This is a genomic window from Pseudomonas sp. B10 (genome assembly GCF_900156235.1).
GTDB lineage: Bacteria > Pseudomonadota > Gammaproteobacteria > Pseudomonadales > Pseudomonadaceae > Aquipseudomonas > Aquipseudomonas siliginis.
Genome location: NZ_LT707063.1, coordinates 1,686,664 through 1,702,342, shown reverse-complemented (window position 1 = coordinate 1,702,342; position 15,679 = coordinate 1,686,664). Strand labels below are relative to the sequence as shown.

The window sequence follows — 15,679 nt, the reverse complement described above, 5'->3', positions numbered from 1 at the left end:
ATGGCAGCTCGACGGGCGAGGACTTCGCCGTGCGATGCTGCATACCACCTTTGAGCGAAACGACTTCGCAGTGGTTCCATTCTAGGCCGCTTATGCCCGGCATACCTGAACCGTGTTACAGACCGGTCAACATGGCATCCGCCGGCGCATCGGCGCGCAGTTGCCCGGTGAGCATGAAGTAGCAGAACCCCACCGCCATGAAACCGAGGAAAATCAGCCCGATCAGTGTGTTGAACCACGCCATCGCCACCAGGCAAACCACCGCCAGCACCAGCGCGATCAGCGGAACCAGCGGATAGCACGGCGCGCGGAAAGTACGTTCCAGATTCGGTTCCGATTTACGCAGTTTGAACAGGCTGAGCATGCTCATGATGTACATCACGATCGCGCCGAACACGGCCATGGTGATCATCGCTGCGGTGAGTGTCATGCCGCCGAGGTTGATCAGGCCGTCGCTGTAGATTGCCGCGATGCCGATAAGGCCGCCAGCGATGATTGCGCGGTGCGGGGTCTGGAAGCGCGACAGTTTTGCCAATGAGGCGGGCAGGTAACCGGCGCGGGCGAGGGCGAAGAATTGGCGTGAGTAGCCGAGGATGATGCCGTGGAAACTGGCGACCAGGCCGAACAGGCCGATCCACACCAGCATGTGCAGCCAGCCGGAGTTGTCACCGACCACGGTTTTCATCGCTTGCGGCAGTGGGTCGTTGATGTTGGATAAGGTGCGCCAGTCGCCGACACCACCCGCGAAGAACATCACGCCCATGGCCAACAGCACCAGGGTCAGGATGCCGCTGATGTAGGCTTTTGGGATCGTGCGTTTCGGGTCCTTGGCTTCTTCGGCAGCCATGGCGGCGCCTTCGATGGCGAGGAAGAACCAGATCGCAAACGGAATCGCCGCGAACATCCCGGCAATCGCCGGCGCGCCGAAGACGTCGGAACCGGCCCAGCCATTCAGCGCGAAGTTGCTGAAGCTGAACGCCGGTGCGACCACGCCCATGAACACCAGCAACTCAGCCACCGCCAGCACGCAGACGATCAGCTCGAACGTCGCGGCCAGTTTCACCCCGAGAATGTTCAGGCCCATGAACACGATGTAGGCGCCAACCGCCGCGTGTTTCGGGTCGAGCGCCGGAAATTGCACATTGAGATACGCGCCAATCGCCAAAGCAATCGCTGGCGGGGCGAAGACGAATTCGATCAGCGTGGCCAGTCCGGCGATCAATCCGCCTTTTTCGCCAAACGCGCGGCGGCTGTAGGCAAACGGCCCGCCGGCATGGGGAATCGCGGTGGTCAGTTCGGTGAAACTGAAGATGAAGCAGGTGTACATGGTCGCGACCATGAATGAAGTCACCAGAAAACCCAGCGTACCGGCCACGCCCCAGCCGTAACTCCAGCCGAAATATTCCCCGGAAATCACCAGCCCCACGGCAATGCCCCACAGGTGCAACGTGCCCAGCGTGGGTTTGAGTTGTGTGTTCATGCGCTTGCTCCCTGAAGGATTGGAAAGCTCGGGGGAGGGCGTGTGCAGTGGGCGTGCCATTACGCTGAAACAAGTCGTAATGAGTCCAAAGCTGTCGCAGCGGGGATGATTGGCGCTGGATGTGCGGGTTTTGTGCGCCAGTTGGGAGCAGCGGAGTCTGTTATGCCGCCTTCGCGGGCAAGCCCGCTCCCACAGGTTTCTGCGTCGTCCGCTGAATTTGATTCCACCGCATAACCTGGGGGAGTCGGGCTTGCCCGCGATGAGGCCCGACCTGACGCTGCAAAAACCTGCTGTAACGCCCGCATAAACCCACTCTTTACGCTTTCTTTATGACCCACGCCGGGCCTCGCTCTCGTTCCTTTACAGCCTCCTTCCCGACAATCGCTGCACACGCGGCAATACGCCGTTACACGGAGATCTTCCATGAGCGTTCTGGACGGGGTGTCACTGCTGTTGGCAGTGGGGCTGTTCATTTATCTGTTGGTTGCGCTGTTGCGCGCGGACCGGAACTAGGAGCGGCTATGCACAGTTATGACTATTGGCTGATCCTCGGGTTTTTTGCGCTGGTCCTGCTGCCGGCGCCGTTCCTTGGGCGCTTCTATTACAAGGTGATGGAGGGCCAGCGCACCTGGCTGACGCCGATTCTCGGCCGGGTCGAGCGCGGTTGCTATCGCCTTGCCGGGGTCGATGCGCAGGCGGAGCAGAGCTGGCAGAAGTACACGCTGGCGCTGCTGGCGTTCAACCTTGCCGGTTTTCTGCTGCTGTTTGCGATTCTGCTGTTCCAGGATCACCTGCCGCTGAACCCGCAAAATCTGCCCGGCCAGGAATGGACCCAGGCGTTCAACACCGCGGTCAGTTTCATGACCAACACCAACTGGCAGTCCTACAGCGGCGAAGCGACCCTCAGCTATCTGAGCCAGATGGTCGGTCTCACCGTGCAGAACTTCGTCAGCGCCGCCACCGGCCTCGCCGTGCTGGTCGCGCTGTGCCGTGGCATCGGCCGTAAGTCGGCGCAGACTCTTGGCAACTTCTGGGTCGACATGACCCGCGCCACCCTCTATGGCCTGCTGCCGCTATGCCTGCTGCTGGCGCTCTATCTGGTCTGGCAGGGCGTGCCGCAGACCTTCGCGCAGTATGTAAATGCCGTGACCCTGCAAGGCGTCGATCAGGTAATCCCGCTCGGCCCGGCCGCCAGCCAGATTGCGATCAAGCAGCTGGGCACCAACGGTGGTGGTTTCTTCGGGGTCAACTCGGCGCATCCGTTCGAGAACCCGACCGCGTGGAGCAACCTGTTCGAAGTCGCTTCGATCATCCTGATCCCGGTGGCGCTGGTGTTCACCTTCGGCCATTACGTCAAGGATCTGCGCCAGAGCCGCGCGATCATCGCCTGCATGCTGGCGTTGTTCCTGATCGGCGGTGCGACATCGTTGTGGGCCGAGTATCAGCCGAATCCGACCCTGAACAACGCCGCTGTCGAGCAGACTGCGCCGCTGGAAGGCAAGGAAGCGCGCTTCGGTACTACCGCGACGGTGCTGTGGTCGGCGACTACCACGGCGGCGTCGAACGGCTCGGTGAACGGCATGCACGATAGCCTCAACCCGCTGAGCGGCATGGTCGCGCTGGTCAACATGATGGTCGGCGAAGTGATCTTCGGCGGTGTCGGCGCCGGGCTCTACGGCATGTTGCTCAACGTGCTGATCGCGGTGTTCCTCGCCGGTCTGATGATCGGTCGGACACCGGAATACCTCGGCAAGAAGCTTCAAGCGCGTGAGGTGCAATTGCTGGTGGTAACGCTGCTGGTGATGCCCGTCGGCGTGCTGGTGCTCGGCGCGATTGCCGCCACGGTTCCCAGCGCTGCGGCAACCATCAGCAACCCCGGCGCGCATGGTTTCAGTCAGTTGCTCTATGCCTACACCTCGGCGAGCGCCAACAACGGTTCGGCATTTGGTGGCCTGGGCGCGAACACGCCGTTCCACAACCTGATGCTCGGTCTGGGCATGTTGATCGGCCGCTTCGGCTACATCCTGCCGGTGCTGGCACTGGCCGGTAGCCTGGCGATGAAGAAAAGCGCACCGGTCGGCCAGAACAGCTTTCCGACTCACGGCCCGCTGTTCGTGACCCTGTTGACCGTGACCATTTTGCTGGTGGGCGGCCTGACGTTCTTGCCGACGCTGGCGCTCGGTCCTATCGCCGAACATTTAAGTATGGGCTTCTAAGGAATCCATCATGAATATGCCTGCAATCAAACCCGCCGCCGTCAAAGCGCCGGAACAAGCCAAAACTGCGATCTCGGCCCTGTGGCGCCCGGCGCTGGTGCAAGCCTTCGTCAAGCTCGACCCACGGCAGCTGGCGCGTTCGCCAGTGATGCTGGTGGTCGAACTGACGGCGATTTTCACCACCGTGCTGTGCTTCATTCCGGACGCTGATGTGCCGACCTTCGTCGCCGCACAAATCGCTCTGTGGCTGTGGTTCACCGTGCTGTTCGCCAACTTCGCCGAGGCCTTGGCCGAAGGTCGTGGCAAGGCCCGCGCCGACAGCCTCAAGGCCGGCAGCGAAGGCCTCAGCGCACGCTGCCGTCAGGCTGATGGCAGCTTCAAGATCGTGCCGGCTGCCAATCTGCGCAAGGGCGACGTGGTGCGTGTCGAAGCCGGGGAAATGATCCCCGGTGACGGCGAAGTCATCGAAGGCATCGCGGCGGTCAACGAAGCGGCGATTACCGGTGAATCGGCGCCGGTGATCCGCGAGTCCGGCGGCGACCGCTCGGCCGTCACCGGCAACACGCGGCTGGTGTCCGACTGGCTGCTGGTGAAGATCACCACCAACCCTGGTGAATCGACCCTCGACCGCATGATCGCCCTGGTCGAAGGCGCCAAGCGTCAGAAGACCCCGAACGAAGTCGCGCTGGATATTCTACTGATCGGCCTGACCCTGATCTTTCTGCTGGTGGTCGTCACCCTGCAACCGTTCGCGCATTTCGCCAATGGCAGCCTGCCGCTGGTGTTCCTCGTGGCGTTATTGGTCACGCTGATCCCGACCACCATCGGCGGTCTGCTGTCTGCGATCGGCATCGCCGGGATGGATCGCCTCGTGCGCCTGAATGTGATCGCCAAATCCGGTCGCGCAGTGGAGGCGGCGGGTGACGTGCACGTGCTGTTGCTCGACAAGACCGGCACCATCACCTTCGGCAACCGTCGTTGCAGCGCGGTGTATGCCGCGCCGGGAGTGACCGGCCGTGAGCTGGCAGAAGGCGCGCTGTTCGCCTCGCTGGCCGACGAAACCGCTGAAGGCAAGTCGATCGTCGAGTTCCTCCGTGGCCTGCATCCGCAACCGGAGCCGGGCCCGGAAACCCTGACCGCCGTGCCGTTCAGCGCGGAAACCCGTTTGTCCGGCGTCGATTATCAGGGCCGCGTGTATCGCAAAGGCGCGGTGGATTCGCTGCTGGCGTTTCTCGGGCAGCAACGTAGCGATCTGGCCCCGGCGCTGGCGCGGGAAATCGACAAGATTGCGCAGAGTGGCGGCACGCCGTTGCTGGTCTGTGCAGACGGTAAGTTGCTTGGCGCGATCCATCTCAAGGACGTGGTCAAACCAGGCATCCGCGAGCGTTTCGCCGAGCTGCGCAAACTGGGGATTCGCACGGTGATGGTCACCGGCGACAACCCGCTGACCGCTGCTGCGATCGCCGCTGAAGCAGGCGTCGATGATGTGCTCGCCGAAGCCACGCCGGAGAAAAAACTCGCGCGGATCCGTCACGAGCAGAACGACGGTCGCCTGGTCGCCATGTGCGGCGACGGCGCCAACGACGCCCCGGCGCTGGCTCAGGCCGACGTCGGCATGGCCATGAACGATGGCACACAAGCAGCACGCGAAGCGGCGAACATGGTCGATCTCGATAGCGACCCGACCAAGCTGCTCGACGTGGTGCAGATCGGCAAGGAATTGCTGGTGACCCGTGGCGCGCTGACGACCTTTTCCATCGCCAACGACATCGCCAAATACTTCGCGATTCTGCCGGCGCTGTTCGCCTCGATTTACCCGCAGCTGGGCGTGCTGAACATCATGCATCTGAGCAGTCCGCAGAGCGCGATTCTCTCGGCGATCGTGTTCAACGCGCTGATCATCGTTGTGCTGATTCCACTGGCTTTGCGCGGCGTGCGCGTGCAGGCGGCGAGTGCGGCGGCGTTGCTGCGGCGCAATCTGCTGATCTATGGCGTCGGCGGGATTGTCGTGCCGTTCGTGGGGATCAAGGTGATCGACATGCTGCTTACGGCGTTGCATCTGGTGTAACGCTTTCGCGAGCAGGCTCGCTCCCACCTGAAACTGCATTCCCCTGTGGGAGCGAGCCTGCTCGCGAAGAATGCGCCACTGCTTATCTGACTCAACACAGTACTGGTTTCTGAATCGAGGATTCTGCAATGTCCACAATGATACGCCCGGCCCTGACCCTGTTGGCGCTGATGACCCTGATCACCGGCGTCGCCTATCCACTCGCGGTCACCGGCATTGCCCAGGTCGCTTTCCCGGATCAGGCCAATGGCAGCCTGATCCACGACGCCGACGGCAAAGTCCGCGGCTCGTCGCTGATCGCCCAGGATTTCAGCGGTGACAACTGGTTCCACCCACGCCCGTCCGCCGGGGCTTTTGCCACGGTCGCCAGCGGCGCCAGCAACCTCGCGCCGAGCAATCCGGCCTTGGCGACCCGCGTAATCGAAGACGCACAAAAACAACAAGTCGCTGGGCAGGGGCCGGTGCCATTGGCCTTGCTGACCACCTCCGCCAGCGGCCTCGATCCGCACTTGCCACCGGCGGCAATTGCCTATCAACTGGCGCGTGTCGCAGCAGCGCGTAACTTACCGGTGTCGACCGTGCAGCAATTGCTCGATAAGCACATCGAACAGCCGCTGGTGGGGCCGCCGGTGGTGAATGTGCTGGAGCTGAATCTGGCACTGCAAAACCTGTAATCGGCGGCGCGGCCATTCGCGAGCAGGCTCGCTCCCACCTTTGGAATGCATATCCATGTGGGAGCGAGCCTGCTCGCGAAGGCGCCCTGACAATCACCGCATAAACCTCAGAAGAAAGAGAGCATCCCCAGCATGAGCGACTCCGGCCGCGCCGACGCATTGTTAGCAGACCTGCCCCGCGATGGCCGTGGCCGGCTCAAGGTTTTCCTCGGCGCCGCCCCCGGGGTCGGCAAGACCTACGCCATGCTTCAGGCCGCGCACACGCAACTGCGCCAGGGCGTGAAGGTCCTGGCCGGCGTTGTCGAAACCCATGGCCGCGCCGAAACCGAAGCCTTGCTCGGTGGCCTGCCGCAGCAGCCGTTGGTGCGCAGCGAATACCGTGGCGTGCTGCTTGAGGAAATGGACCTCGACGGCATTCTCGCCGCCAAACCGAAGCTTGTGCTGGTGGATGAACTGGCCCACAGCAACGCCCCCGGCAGCCGTCACGCCAAGCGCTGGCAAGACATTCAGGAACTGCTCGCCGCCGGCATCGACGTGTTCACCACGGTCAACGTCCAGCACCTGGAAAGCCTCAATGATCAGGTGCGCGGCATCACTGGCGTGCAGGTGCGCGAAACCCTGCCGGACTGGGTCCTGCAGGAAGCTTTCGAGCTGCTGCTGATCGACTTGCCGCCGCGTGAATTGCTTGAGCGTCTGCGCGAAGGCAAGGTCTACGTGCCGGAACAGGCCCGCGCCGCCATCGATGCGTTTTTCACCCAGACCAATCTCACCGCACTGCGTGAACTGGCGATGCAGACCGCCGCCGCGCAGGTCGACAACGATCTCGCCCAAGGCTATCGCCAACTCGGCCAGGCCGCGCCGGCGGTGCGCGGGCGTTTGCTGGTCGGCATCGATGGCGATGCGCAGGCCGAACGGCTGGTGCGTCACGCCAGCCGCGTCGCCCAGCGCCGGCATCTGCCGTGGAGTCTGGTGCATGTCGACAACGGCAGTGCCCGTGACGAGCAATCGCGGTTGCGTTTGCAAAGCGCCCAGCAACTTGCCGAACGCCTCGGTGGCGAAGTAGTGCTGTTGCGGGCCGGCGAGGTGGCGAAAACCCTGATCCAACACGCCGCCGAGCGCCGCGCCAGTCTGTTGCTGGTCGGCCAGTCGCGGCCGCGCTTGCGCCGTCGACTGTTCGGCGGTGGTCTGGCGGCGCGCCTGCTGCGTCAGGCGCACGGTCTGGAAATCAACGTGCTCGACAGTGATCACGAGCAGCACCAACCGCGCCCGCGTAATTCAGTCACGCTGGTGTGGTTCGACTACGCGCTGGCGCTGGTCGCGACGTTGTTGGCCACTGCCTTGGCCTGGGCGGTGTCTAGTGTGTTGCCGTTGCCGAACATCTCGCTGGTGTTTCTCGCGGCGGTGTTGCTGGTGGCGGTGCGCAGCAGCCTCGGCCCGGCGCTGGCCTGTGCGGCGCTGTCGTTTCTCACCTACGATTTTCTGTTCATCCCGCCGAATTTCTCTTTCAGCATTCAGCGCGAAGAAGACGTGCTGACGCTGCTGTTCTTCCTGTTGATGGCGGCCCTAACCGGCAACCTCGCGGCGCGTCAGCGTCGCCAGTTGCAGGCTTTGCGCGATACCCAGGAAGAGACCAGCGAACTGCTCGACCTGTCGCGCAAACTCACCGCCGCGACTGATCGCCAGGCCGTGATCAGCGCCGCCGCGCAGCACCTCGAAGGCTGGAGCGATGTGCAATTGTGCCTGCTCAACCGCGACGGCCAGGGCGGCTGGAAAGTCGAAACCGGCGGGCCACTGCAATTTACCGAGGCCGAACGCGCCGCCGCCGATTGGGCCTGGCAACACGATCAACCGGCGGGCAAGGGCACCGGCACCTTGCCGCTGGGGCGTTGGTGGTGGTGGCCGTTGTCGGTCGAGGACGGGCCGCTGGCGTTGCTTGGTGTTTGCGCCAAGGAAGGCCAGAGCTTGAGCGGTCAGCGCCGGCGTTTGCTCACTGCGCTGAGCCAGCCGCTGGCGCAAGCCCTGGCCCGCGCGCAATTGGCCGATGACCTCGAAGCGGCGCGTCTGCACGGCGAAACCGAACAGTTACGCAGCGCCTTGCTGGCCTCGGTGTCCCACGATTTGCGCACGCCGCTGACGGCCATGCGCGGCAGCATCGACAGCCTGTTGGCCCTCGGCGAAGCGATTCCGCTGGAGGATCGCCGCGAGCTGCTCGAAGGCACCCGCGACGAAGCCGAACGCCTCGACCGCTACATTCAGAACCTGCTCGACATGACTCGCCTCGGCCACGGCGCCCTGAAGCTGGCGCGGGACTGGGTGTCGCCAGCCGATATCGTCGGCAGTTCACTCAACCGCCTGCGCGCGGTGCTGGCGCCGCTGCAGGTCAGCACCGAAGTGCCGGCCGAGTTGCCGTTGCTCTATGTGCACGCGGCGTTGATCGAACAGGCGCTGGTCAACGTGCTGGAGAACGCCGCGCGCTTTTCCCCCAGCCACGGTCGCCTGCAACTGCGCGCCGGTGCCGATGAGCAGGAAATTTTCTTTTCGGTCAGCGATGAAGGCCCGGGGATTCCCGAAGAGGATCGAGCGAAGATTTTCGACATGTTCTACACCGCCGCGCGCGGTGATCGCGGCGGGCAGGGCACGGGGTTGGGGCTGGCGATCTGTCAGGGCATGGTCGGCGCCCACGGCGGGCGTATTTCCGTGGCTGACGGCATCGACGGGCGCGGCACCTGCATCACTTTGCACCTGCCGTTGCAGGCACAACCGGGGATGGACGGTGAAGCTTGAAGTCGACTGCGCTACTCTCTTGCCAATCTATTGTGTTGATGTGAATTCATGAGCCAGACCGCGACCATTTTGGTCATCGACGACGAACCGCAGATCCGCAAATTCCTGCGCATCAGCCTCGCTTCACAAGGCTACAAAGTGCTCGAAGCCGGCACCGGCGCTGAAGGCCTGGCACAAGCCGCGCTGAGCAAACCGGACCTGGTGGTGCTCGATCTCGGCCTGCCGGACATGGACGGTCAGCAGGTCCTGCGCGAGTTGCGCGAGTGGGCGACCACGCCAGTGCTGGTGCTGTCGGTGCGCGCCAGTGAAGGGCAGAAGGTCGAAGCGCTGGATGGCGGCGCCAATGACTATGTGACCAAACCGTTCGGCATTCAGGAATTTCTCGCCCGGGTTCGCGCGTTGTTGCGTCAGGCACCGGCGGGGGAGGCGCAGCCAGCGGCGCTGAGTTTCGGCCCTCTGACCGTGGATCTGGCCTATCGGCGCGTGCTGCTCGACGGTGCCGAAGTCGCCCTGACCCGCAAGGAATACGCGGTGCTCGCGCAACTGGCGCGGCATCCGGGGCGGGTAATCACCCAGCAGCAATTGCTCAAGGATATCTGGGGACCGACGCACACCGAGGACAGTCATTACCTGCGCATCGTGGTCGGGCATCTGCGGCAGAAACTGGCGGATGACCCGACCCGGCCGCGGTTTATTGTGACTGAGGCGGGGGTGGGGTATCGGTTGTTGAGTGAGAACGGCCTGTAGCTTTGTAGTGGCCGATCCGGCGCTTTCGCGAGCAAGCTCGCTCCCACATTTGGAATGCATTCCTCTGTGGGAGCGAGCTTGCTCGCGAAGAGGCAAGAATAAACACTGAAGGACTTTCAGGATTTCAACCCTGCTCCTGCTCATACCGATCCAGCGTATCACTGGCAATCTGTCTGCCCAGCGCGATCAACTCCGGCGCTTTGTAGAACTCGAAAAACCGGCATACCCGCTTCGGCACGTTGATCAGGATGTCCGGCGGATACCCGGCAATCTTGTACTGCGCCAGTGAGGTCTGCATCACCTCGAAACTCTGGTTGATCAAATCCAGCAACGACGCCGGCCCGACGTTATCGATGATGAACGAACCGGTGGCGGATTTCGGCGCGCCTTCGCGTTCCGGGGCGGCGGCCGGTTGTTGGCTTTCCGGTTCGACGCCTTCGAGCCACGGATTGATCTCCGCCGCCTCGGCGCGCAAGGCTTCCTGCTCCAGCTTCAACAATTGCTCGGCCTGTTTACGCCGGAACGGCAACTTCGAACCCATGGATTTGATCAGACTGTCGAAGCGCGAACGGAACGCCGCTGGCCGCTCGATCACCGGCAATTTGTACTGGCGCTGATTGGTGGCGTTGAGGTTGACCGCGATGATCAGATCGCAGTGGCTCGATACCACCGGAACGATCGGCAACGGATTGAGAATGCCGCCGTCGACCAGCATGCGGTTGCCCTGCATCACCGGGGTAAACAGGCTGGGAATCGCCGCCGAGGCGCGCATGGCCTGATGCAGGCAGCCTTCCTGAAACCAGATTTCCTGCTGATTGGTCAGGTCGGCGGCGACGGCGGTGTAGGGGATGCGCAGGTCTTCGATGTTGATCTCGCCGACGATCTTGCGAATCTGCCCGAAGACCTTTTCGCCGCGAATCGCGCCGAGACGAAAACTCACATCAACCAGGCGCAGCACGTCGAGGTAATCGAGGCTTTCGATCCAGCGCCGGTACTCATCCAGTTTGCCGGCGGCATAGATCCCGCCGACCACCGCGCCCATCGAACAACCGGCAATGCAGGCGATGTCGTAGCCGCGTCTTTCAATTTCTTCGATAACGCCGATATGGGCATAGCCCCGGGCGCCACCGGAGCCCAGCACCAGTGCGACACGCTTTTTCATCAAACTTCCTCCCGACAAGCCTGCACAATGCACGCATCGGCCAAGCGGCTCAATCGCCAAGGTCGTTGCGCGAAGCGGTGACGTCGTTTTTCGTTCGCGGCGCACGCTTGCGCGCTATGCTCTGCGCCACGTGGTTTGACCGGTCAGCGAGGCACTTTTTCACCGCTTGACCGTCTTACCTGCACGACTGTTGACCTACCTTGAGGTGTGAGTGATGAAAGCCTGGATCTGTGTACCGTTGATGGCTCTGGTTCTGGCCGGTTGCGCCGGCAAAACCGCGTACCGCGACAGCTGCGGCAGCCAACTCGACGCGGCCTGGCACGAACTGGACCTGGCCAAGGCTGAAGGCTTCGCCGGCACCGTCAGCTATTCCAAAGCGCTGTCGCTGCTGACCGCCGCCAAGACCCAGCAACAATTCGAAGGCTTTGAAGGCTGCAGCAAGAAAGCCGAAAAAGCCCGCTTCTACATTCGCGAGTCCCGCGCAGGACGTTAAAAAAGCAGCTGCAAGTTTCTAGCTGCAAGCGGCAAGCTTTGAAGCAAACGCATTCAGCTTGAAGCTTGTAGCTAGAAACTTGCAGCCGTCTACGGAGTAGACCCCCATGATCGATCGCTTGGTGGCTCATGTTTTGAGCCTGGATGTGCGGCTGCTGGCATGTCAGGCGCGCTTGACTGCGCGCACTGATCCCGAGGCGTTGCATGATTTGCGCACTACGGTGCGGCGCTTGCGCAGTCTGTTGCGGCCGTTGCGCGGCTTGCCGGGTGTCGAGCAACTGGAGGCGGCGGCTTCTGCGGTGGGCGATCTGACCACACCGTGGCGTGATCGCGAAGTGCTCGCGGCGTATCTGCTCGAGCATGATCAACCCGAGGCTGCGCAGCGGCGTCTGGCGCAAATGGCCGAGGCGTATCCGGCGCTGGCGGCGAGTGCTGAATTGGCTTCGTTGCTGATGATTCTCGACGCATTTCCACGGTTTCTGCGCGCGTCCGAGCGTCAGGGCTTGCTCAAGGATCTGGGTAAACGCATTGAAAAACGCCTGGGCAAACAATGGCAGAAGCTCGACGCGGCGCTGCACGATCCCGCCCATGACCGCCATCGTCTGCGCCTGCTGATCAAACGCGTGCGCTATGGCATCGAAGCCTATCCCGAGCTCGATCGCTTGCCGAAACCGGCTTACAAACGCCTGAAATCGGCGCAAGGCGCATTGGGCGATTGGCACGATTGCTGGCAATGGCTGGCCCGGGCCGAGCAGGAAGCCGATCTGCAACCGTGCGTGGCGACTTGGCAGGCGGGGTTGATCAAGGCAGAGCTGAAGGCCGACCAAGTGCTGGAAAAGCTCAGCGCGACGTGTTTCAAACATTCCTGAAGATGACTCCGTTCCCTGTGGGAGCGAGCCTGCTCGCGAAGAGGCCGTGTCAGTCGCAATCGTTGTCGACTGATCGACCGCTTTCGCGAGCAGGCTCGCTCCCACAAGGTGATTTGTCGCTTGAAGGAATCGGGCCAAGGCCTATCTGTCAGCCCATTTGACCGGAATAGACGCTGCGCCGCCGCCCGGGGCTGGGTAAGATCCGCGCATTCCTTTGTCGTTTTCCGAGGTTGCCATGCGCTTTTGCGATCTGCTCGATGCTGTCCGCCAACAACCTGAAGTAATCATCCCCGCTGAATGGGGGCAGGGCCGCGCCAGTTTTGGCGGACTGGTGGCCGCGCTGCAATTTGAAGCCATGCGTGCCAGGGTGCCGGCGGAGCGCCCGGTGCGTTCGCTGGCGATTACCTTTGTCGGCCCGGTCGAGCCGGAAGTGCCGGTGAGTTTCGAAGTTGACGTGCTGCGTGAAGGCAAAGCGGTCAGCCAGGTGTTGGGCCGTGCCATGCAAAATGGCCAAGTGGTGACGATCATTCAGGGCAGCTTCGGTGCCTCGCGGCCTTCGGAAGTCGCCGTCGAAGCCTATCCGGCGCCGACCATGAAACACTGGGACGAATGCCAGGAGCTGCCGTACATCAAAGGCGTTACCCCGGAATTCATGCGCCATCTGGCGATGCGCTGGAGCGTCGGCGGCATTCCGTTCTCCGGCACGGCCTCGCGCTTGATGGGCGGCTGGGTGCGGTTGCGTGGGGATGTCAAAGAGGAGCCGGTCAACGAGGCGCATCTGCTGGCGCTGGTGGATGCCTGGCCGCCGGCGCTGTTGCCGTATCTGAAGAAACCGGCACCGGGTAGCACGCTGACCTGGACCATCGAATTCGTGCAGCCGTTACACGACTTGAGCACGCTGGACTGGTGCCAATACCTGGCCGATATCGAATACGCGGCCGACGGTTACGGCCATGTCGCCGCGAAGTTGTGGAGTGCGAAAGGGGAGTTGATTGCCATGAGTCGGCAGACCGTGACGATCTTCGCCTGACTCAATGCCGACGGTGGCGCTCACGCCAGGCGCGCCACCAGCCACCGCTGAGAAAGAACCGTGGGAAGGTCAGAAACTGCTCGACCAGCAAACGTGACACGGCATCTTTGCGATCACTGAACGGCTCGGAGGCTTGCGCCTCCAGGCCGTGACCGTGGCGCTGCAGACCCAGCGCCGCGACGATACCGATCACGCCGATGGCGACGCTGGCCAGGCTCAGGCTGAACACCCCCGAGACGATCAGCAGAAACGCCACGATGAACAGCGGCACGGCAATCAGGTGCAGGACCAGATTGGTCGGATGCTGATGATTGCCCGGGTAAGCGCGCCATTGCCACGCGGGAAGGTTGGGGTGACGTTTGCCCATGTTTGCTACTCCTCGATCCATGTTGAACACATGCTTGAAGAATAGGCCCGGGCGCGGAGGGCGGCGAATCAAGGTTGGCTATTGAAGTGATAGCCGTCATCGCAGGATTCGATGTAGATGCCTCTGACGCCTTCGCGAGCAGGCTCGCTCCCACATTGATTCAATGGTGCATGTGGGAGCGAGCCTGCTCGCGAAAGCGGACTCACAATTTCAACTGACCTATCGCCTTGTTCAGCTCCCCGGCCAACGTCGCCAGCTCGTTACTGGTCGTCGCCGAATCCACCGTCTGCTGCACGGTATTTTCAGTCACGTCACGAATACTCACCACGGCCCGGTTCATCTCCTCGGCAACCTGACTCTGCTGTTCCGCCGCCACGGCAATCTGCGTGTTGCTTTCGCGCATCTGCGCCACTGCCCCGGTGATTTCCGCCAACGCCGCGCCAGCCTCCTGCGCCTGCTGCACGCAGTCGTCGGCCTTGTACGAACTCTCCTGCATGAAATCCACCGCATCGCGGGTGCCGGCCTGCAACGCGGCGATCATGCCGGTGATCTCGTCAGTCGACGCCTGCACGCGCTTGGCGAGATTGCGCACTTCATCGGCGACCACGGCAAAGCCGCGACCCATCTCCCCGGCGCGGGCCGCTTCGATCGCCGCATTCAGCGCGAGCAGATTGGTCTGTTCGGCGATGCTGTGAATCACGCTGACCACGCCGTTGATCTTCTGGCTGTCCTCGGCCAGGCGTTGAATCATCTCTGCTGTCTGCTGCACGCCGCTGGACAACCCGGCAATCGATTGCTGCACGCGCGCCACCACCTGCTGACCGCTTCCAGCGAGACCATCGGCGGTTTTCGACAGATCGCGGGTGGCGCCGGCGTGTTGCGCGATGTGATAAACGGTGGCGGTCATTTCGTTGATCGCAGTGGCGGCCTGATCGGTTTCGCTTTGCTGGCCAAGCATGCCGTGGCGCACATCATTCATGCTCGAGGCCAGCCGCGCAGCGCCGTCATCCAGTTGTCGAGCGGTGCTGGCAACGGTGCTCACGACGCGTTGATAACCGGCCTGCATGGCGTTGAAGGCATTGGCCATCTGCCCGACTTCGTCCTTGCCCACCAGCGGCACACGAGCAGAAAGATCGCCGGTTTTTTCAACGTGCAGCATCACGTCTTTCAACGTGTTGAGCTGGCTGAGCAGAAAGCGGATCAGCAGTTGCGAAGCGCCGAGCATCGCCAGCATCAGGACGAAGACCGCCAGTGCATAGTTGGCGAAACGCTCGCTGAACACCTGGTTCAGGCTCGGGGCGGAGGCGATGACCGCCACTTGCTCGCCGTCGGCACGGCTGAACACTTCGGCGCCCATCAATGGGTTGTCGCCGAACAGCGGCATCTCATTGATGGCGTTCCAGCCGTTGCTGCCGGTGATTTCCAGCAGCGGTTGATCATTGAGACGCGGCGCTTCACCGCGCTTGAAGGCCAGCACTTGAGCGGATTTGGGCAGCGCTTGCCCGGTCGGCCAGGCCTTGAGCAACTGCGCCTGCGCCTGCGCGGACACCTGCGCGGCGTGGCTGCGGGCCTGTTGTTCGAGATGTACGGCGTACAGCACCAGCAGCAGGGTGGTGACAAAGGCGACCGCGTTGACCGCCCAGAATTTGTATTTCAGCGAGATGTTGCTAAGCCAGGCACCCATGGAGGTCTTCTCTGATAGCGGAAACAGTTTTGGCAAGGTGCCATTATTGTGCCGCTATGCAGATTCGGGAGTTTTGATATGAATCAACAGATGCCGAGATCTATTG

General features: G+C 62.4%; 13 protein-coding genes. 9 read left to right on the top strand and 4 right to left on the bottom strand.

The window, feature by feature from the left end; genetic code table 11:
* Positions 1-115: 115 nt before the first annotated feature.
* A complete protein-coding gene (eat, locus tag BXA01_RS07575; RefSeq protein WP_016770900.1) occupies positions 116-1,480 on the bottom strand; it encodes an ethanolamine permease in 1,365 nt (454 codons plus the stop codon).
* A gap of 423 nt (positions 1,481-1,903) precedes the next feature.
* Between eat and kdpF the strand changes: the two genes are divergently transcribed.
* The 6 genes from kdpF (at position 1,904) to BXA01_RS07545 (ending at position 9,969) form a co-directional block, all read left to right on the top strand.
* Positions 1,904-1,993 (top strand): K(+)-transporting ATPase subunit F, encoded by a 90-nt coding sequence (gene kdpF, locus BXA01_RS07570; protein WP_007899818.1) that lies wholly within the window; start codon positions 1,904-1,906, stop codon positions 1,991-1,993.
* A gap of 8 nt (positions 1,994-2,001) precedes the next feature.
* Positions 2,002-3,696 (top strand): potassium-transporting ATPase subunit KdpA, encoded by a 1,695-nt coding sequence (kdpA, locus tag BXA01_RS07565; RefSeq protein WP_076563743.1) that lies wholly within the window; start codon positions 2,002-2,004, stop codon positions 3,694-3,696.
* Between the two features lie 10 nt (positions 3,697-3,706).
* Positions 3,707-5,764: a potassium-transporting ATPase subunit KdpB gene (kdpB, locus tag BXA01_RS07560; RefSeq protein ID WP_076563742.1), complete on the top strand. Its 2,058-nt coding sequence runs from the start codon at positions 3,707-3,709 to the stop codon at positions 5,762-5,764.
* Between the two features lie 128 nt (positions 5,765-5,892).
* Entirely contained in the window at positions 5,893-6,438 is a 546-nt protein-coding gene (kdpC, locus tag BXA01_RS07555; protein ID WP_076563741.1) for a potassium-transporting ATPase subunit KdpC, read from the top strand.
* A gap of 132 nt (positions 6,439-6,570) precedes the next feature.
* Positions 6,571-9,222 (top strand): sensor histidine kinase, encoded by a 2,652-nt coding sequence (locus BXA01_RS07550; protein ID WP_076563740.1) that lies wholly within the window; start codon positions 6,571-6,573, stop codon positions 9,220-9,222.
* Positions 9,223-9,270: 48 nt separating this feature from the next.
* Entirely contained in the window at positions 9,271-9,969 is a 699-nt protein-coding gene (locus BXA01_RS07545) for a response regulator (RefSeq protein WP_071173139.1), read from the top strand.
* 124 nt (positions 9,970-10,093) lie between these two features.
* Here the strand turns inward: BXA01_RS07545 and BXA01_RS07540 are convergent, their stop codons facing one another.
* Positions 10,094-11,131: a patatin-like phospholipase family protein gene (locus BXA01_RS07540; RefSeq protein ID WP_076563739.1), complete on the bottom strand. Its 1,038-nt coding sequence runs from the start codon at positions 11,129-11,131 to the stop codon at positions 10,094-10,096.
* 214 nt (positions 11,132-11,345) lie between these two features.
* On the opposite strand from BXA01_RS07540, the gene BXA01_RS07535 reads away from it, so the two are divergent.
* From BXA01_RS07535 to BXA01_RS07525, 3 genes are all read left to right on the top strand, one after another.
* Positions 11,346-11,624 (top strand): hypothetical protein, encoded by a 279-nt coding sequence (locus BXA01_RS07535; protein WP_016770894.1) that lies wholly within the window; start codon positions 11,346-11,348, stop codon positions 11,622-11,624.
* Positions 11,625-11,730: 106 nt separating this feature from the next.
* Positions 11,731-12,492: a CHAD domain-containing protein gene (locus BXA01_RS07530; protein WP_076563738.1), complete on the top strand. Its 762-nt coding sequence runs from the start codon at positions 11,731-11,733 to the stop codon at positions 12,490-12,492.
* A gap of 235 nt (positions 12,493-12,727) precedes the next feature.
* Positions 12,728-13,522 (top strand): acyl-CoA thioesterase, encoded by a 795-nt coding sequence (locus tag BXA01_RS07525; protein ID WP_076563737.1) that lies wholly within the window; start codon positions 12,728-12,730, stop codon positions 13,520-13,522.
* Position 13,523: 1 nt separating this feature from the next.
* Here the strand turns inward: BXA01_RS07525 and BXA01_RS07520 are convergent, their stop codons facing one another.
* Both BXA01_RS07520 and BXA01_RS07515 read right to left on the bottom strand, forming a co-directional pair.
* Positions 13,524-13,889 carry an Mpo1-like protein gene (locus BXA01_RS07520; protein ID WP_041478386.1) on the bottom strand — a complete coding sequence of 122 codons (366 nt, stop codon included), beginning with the start codon at positions 13,887-13,889 and terminating at the stop codon, positions 13,524-13,526.
* Positions 13,890-14,091: 202 nt separating this feature from the next.
* Positions 14,092-15,573, bottom strand: a complete 1,482-nt coding sequence (locus BXA01_RS07515; protein WP_076563736.1) for a methyl-accepting chemotaxis protein — start codon at positions 15,571-15,573, stop codon at positions 14,092-14,094.
* Positions 15,574-15,679: the final 106 nt, after the last annotated feature.

Bases quoted from the DNA above. Each gene is read 5' to 3' on its own strand.
- eat (WP_016770900.1), bottom strand. From the start codon at position 1,480: ATGAACACACAACTCAAACCCACGCTGGGCACGTTGCACCTGTGGGGC.
- kdpF (WP_007899818.1), top strand. From the start codon at position 1,904: ATGAGCGTTCTGGACGGGGTGTCACTGCTGTTGGCAGTGGGGCTGTTC.
- kdpA (WP_076563743.1), top strand. From the start codon at position 2,002: ATGCACAGTTATGACTATTGGCTGATCCTCGGGTTTTTTGCGCTGGTC.
- kdpB (WP_076563742.1), top strand. From the start codon at position 3,707: ATGAATATGCCTGCAATCAAACCCGCCGCCGTCAAAGCGCCGGAACAA.
- kdpC (WP_076563741.1), top strand. From the start codon at position 5,893: ATGTCCACAATGATACGCCCGGCCCTGACCCTGTTGGCGCTGATGACC.
- BXA01_RS07550 (WP_076563740.1), top strand. From the start codon at position 6,571: ATGAGCGACTCCGGCCGCGCCGACGCATTGTTAGCAGACCTGCCCCGC.
- BXA01_RS07545 (WP_071173139.1), top strand. From the start codon at position 9,271: ATGAGCCAGACCGCGACCATTTTGGTCATCGACGACGAACCGCAGATC.
- BXA01_RS07540 (WP_076563739.1), bottom strand. From the start codon at position 11,131: ATGAAAAAGCGTGTCGCACTGGTGCTGGGCTCCGGTGGCGCCCGGGGC.
- BXA01_RS07535 (WP_016770894.1), top strand. From the start codon at position 11,346: ATGAAAGCCTGGATCTGTGTACCGTTGATGGCTCTGGTTCTGGCCGGT.
- BXA01_RS07530 (WP_076563738.1), top strand. From the start codon at position 11,731: ATGATCGATCGCTTGGTGGCTCATGTTTTGAGCCTGGATGTGCGGCTG.
- BXA01_RS07525 (WP_076563737.1), top strand. From the start codon at position 12,728: ATGCGCTTTTGCGATCTGCTCGATGCTGTCCGCCAACAACCTGAAGTA.
- BXA01_RS07520 (WP_041478386.1), bottom strand. From the start codon at position 13,889: ATGGGCAAACGTCACCCCAACCTTCCCGCGTGGCAATGGCGCGCTTAC.
- BXA01_RS07515 (WP_076563736.1), bottom strand. From the start codon at position 15,573: ATGGGTGCCTGGCTTAGCAACATCTCGCTGAAATACAAATTCTGGGCG.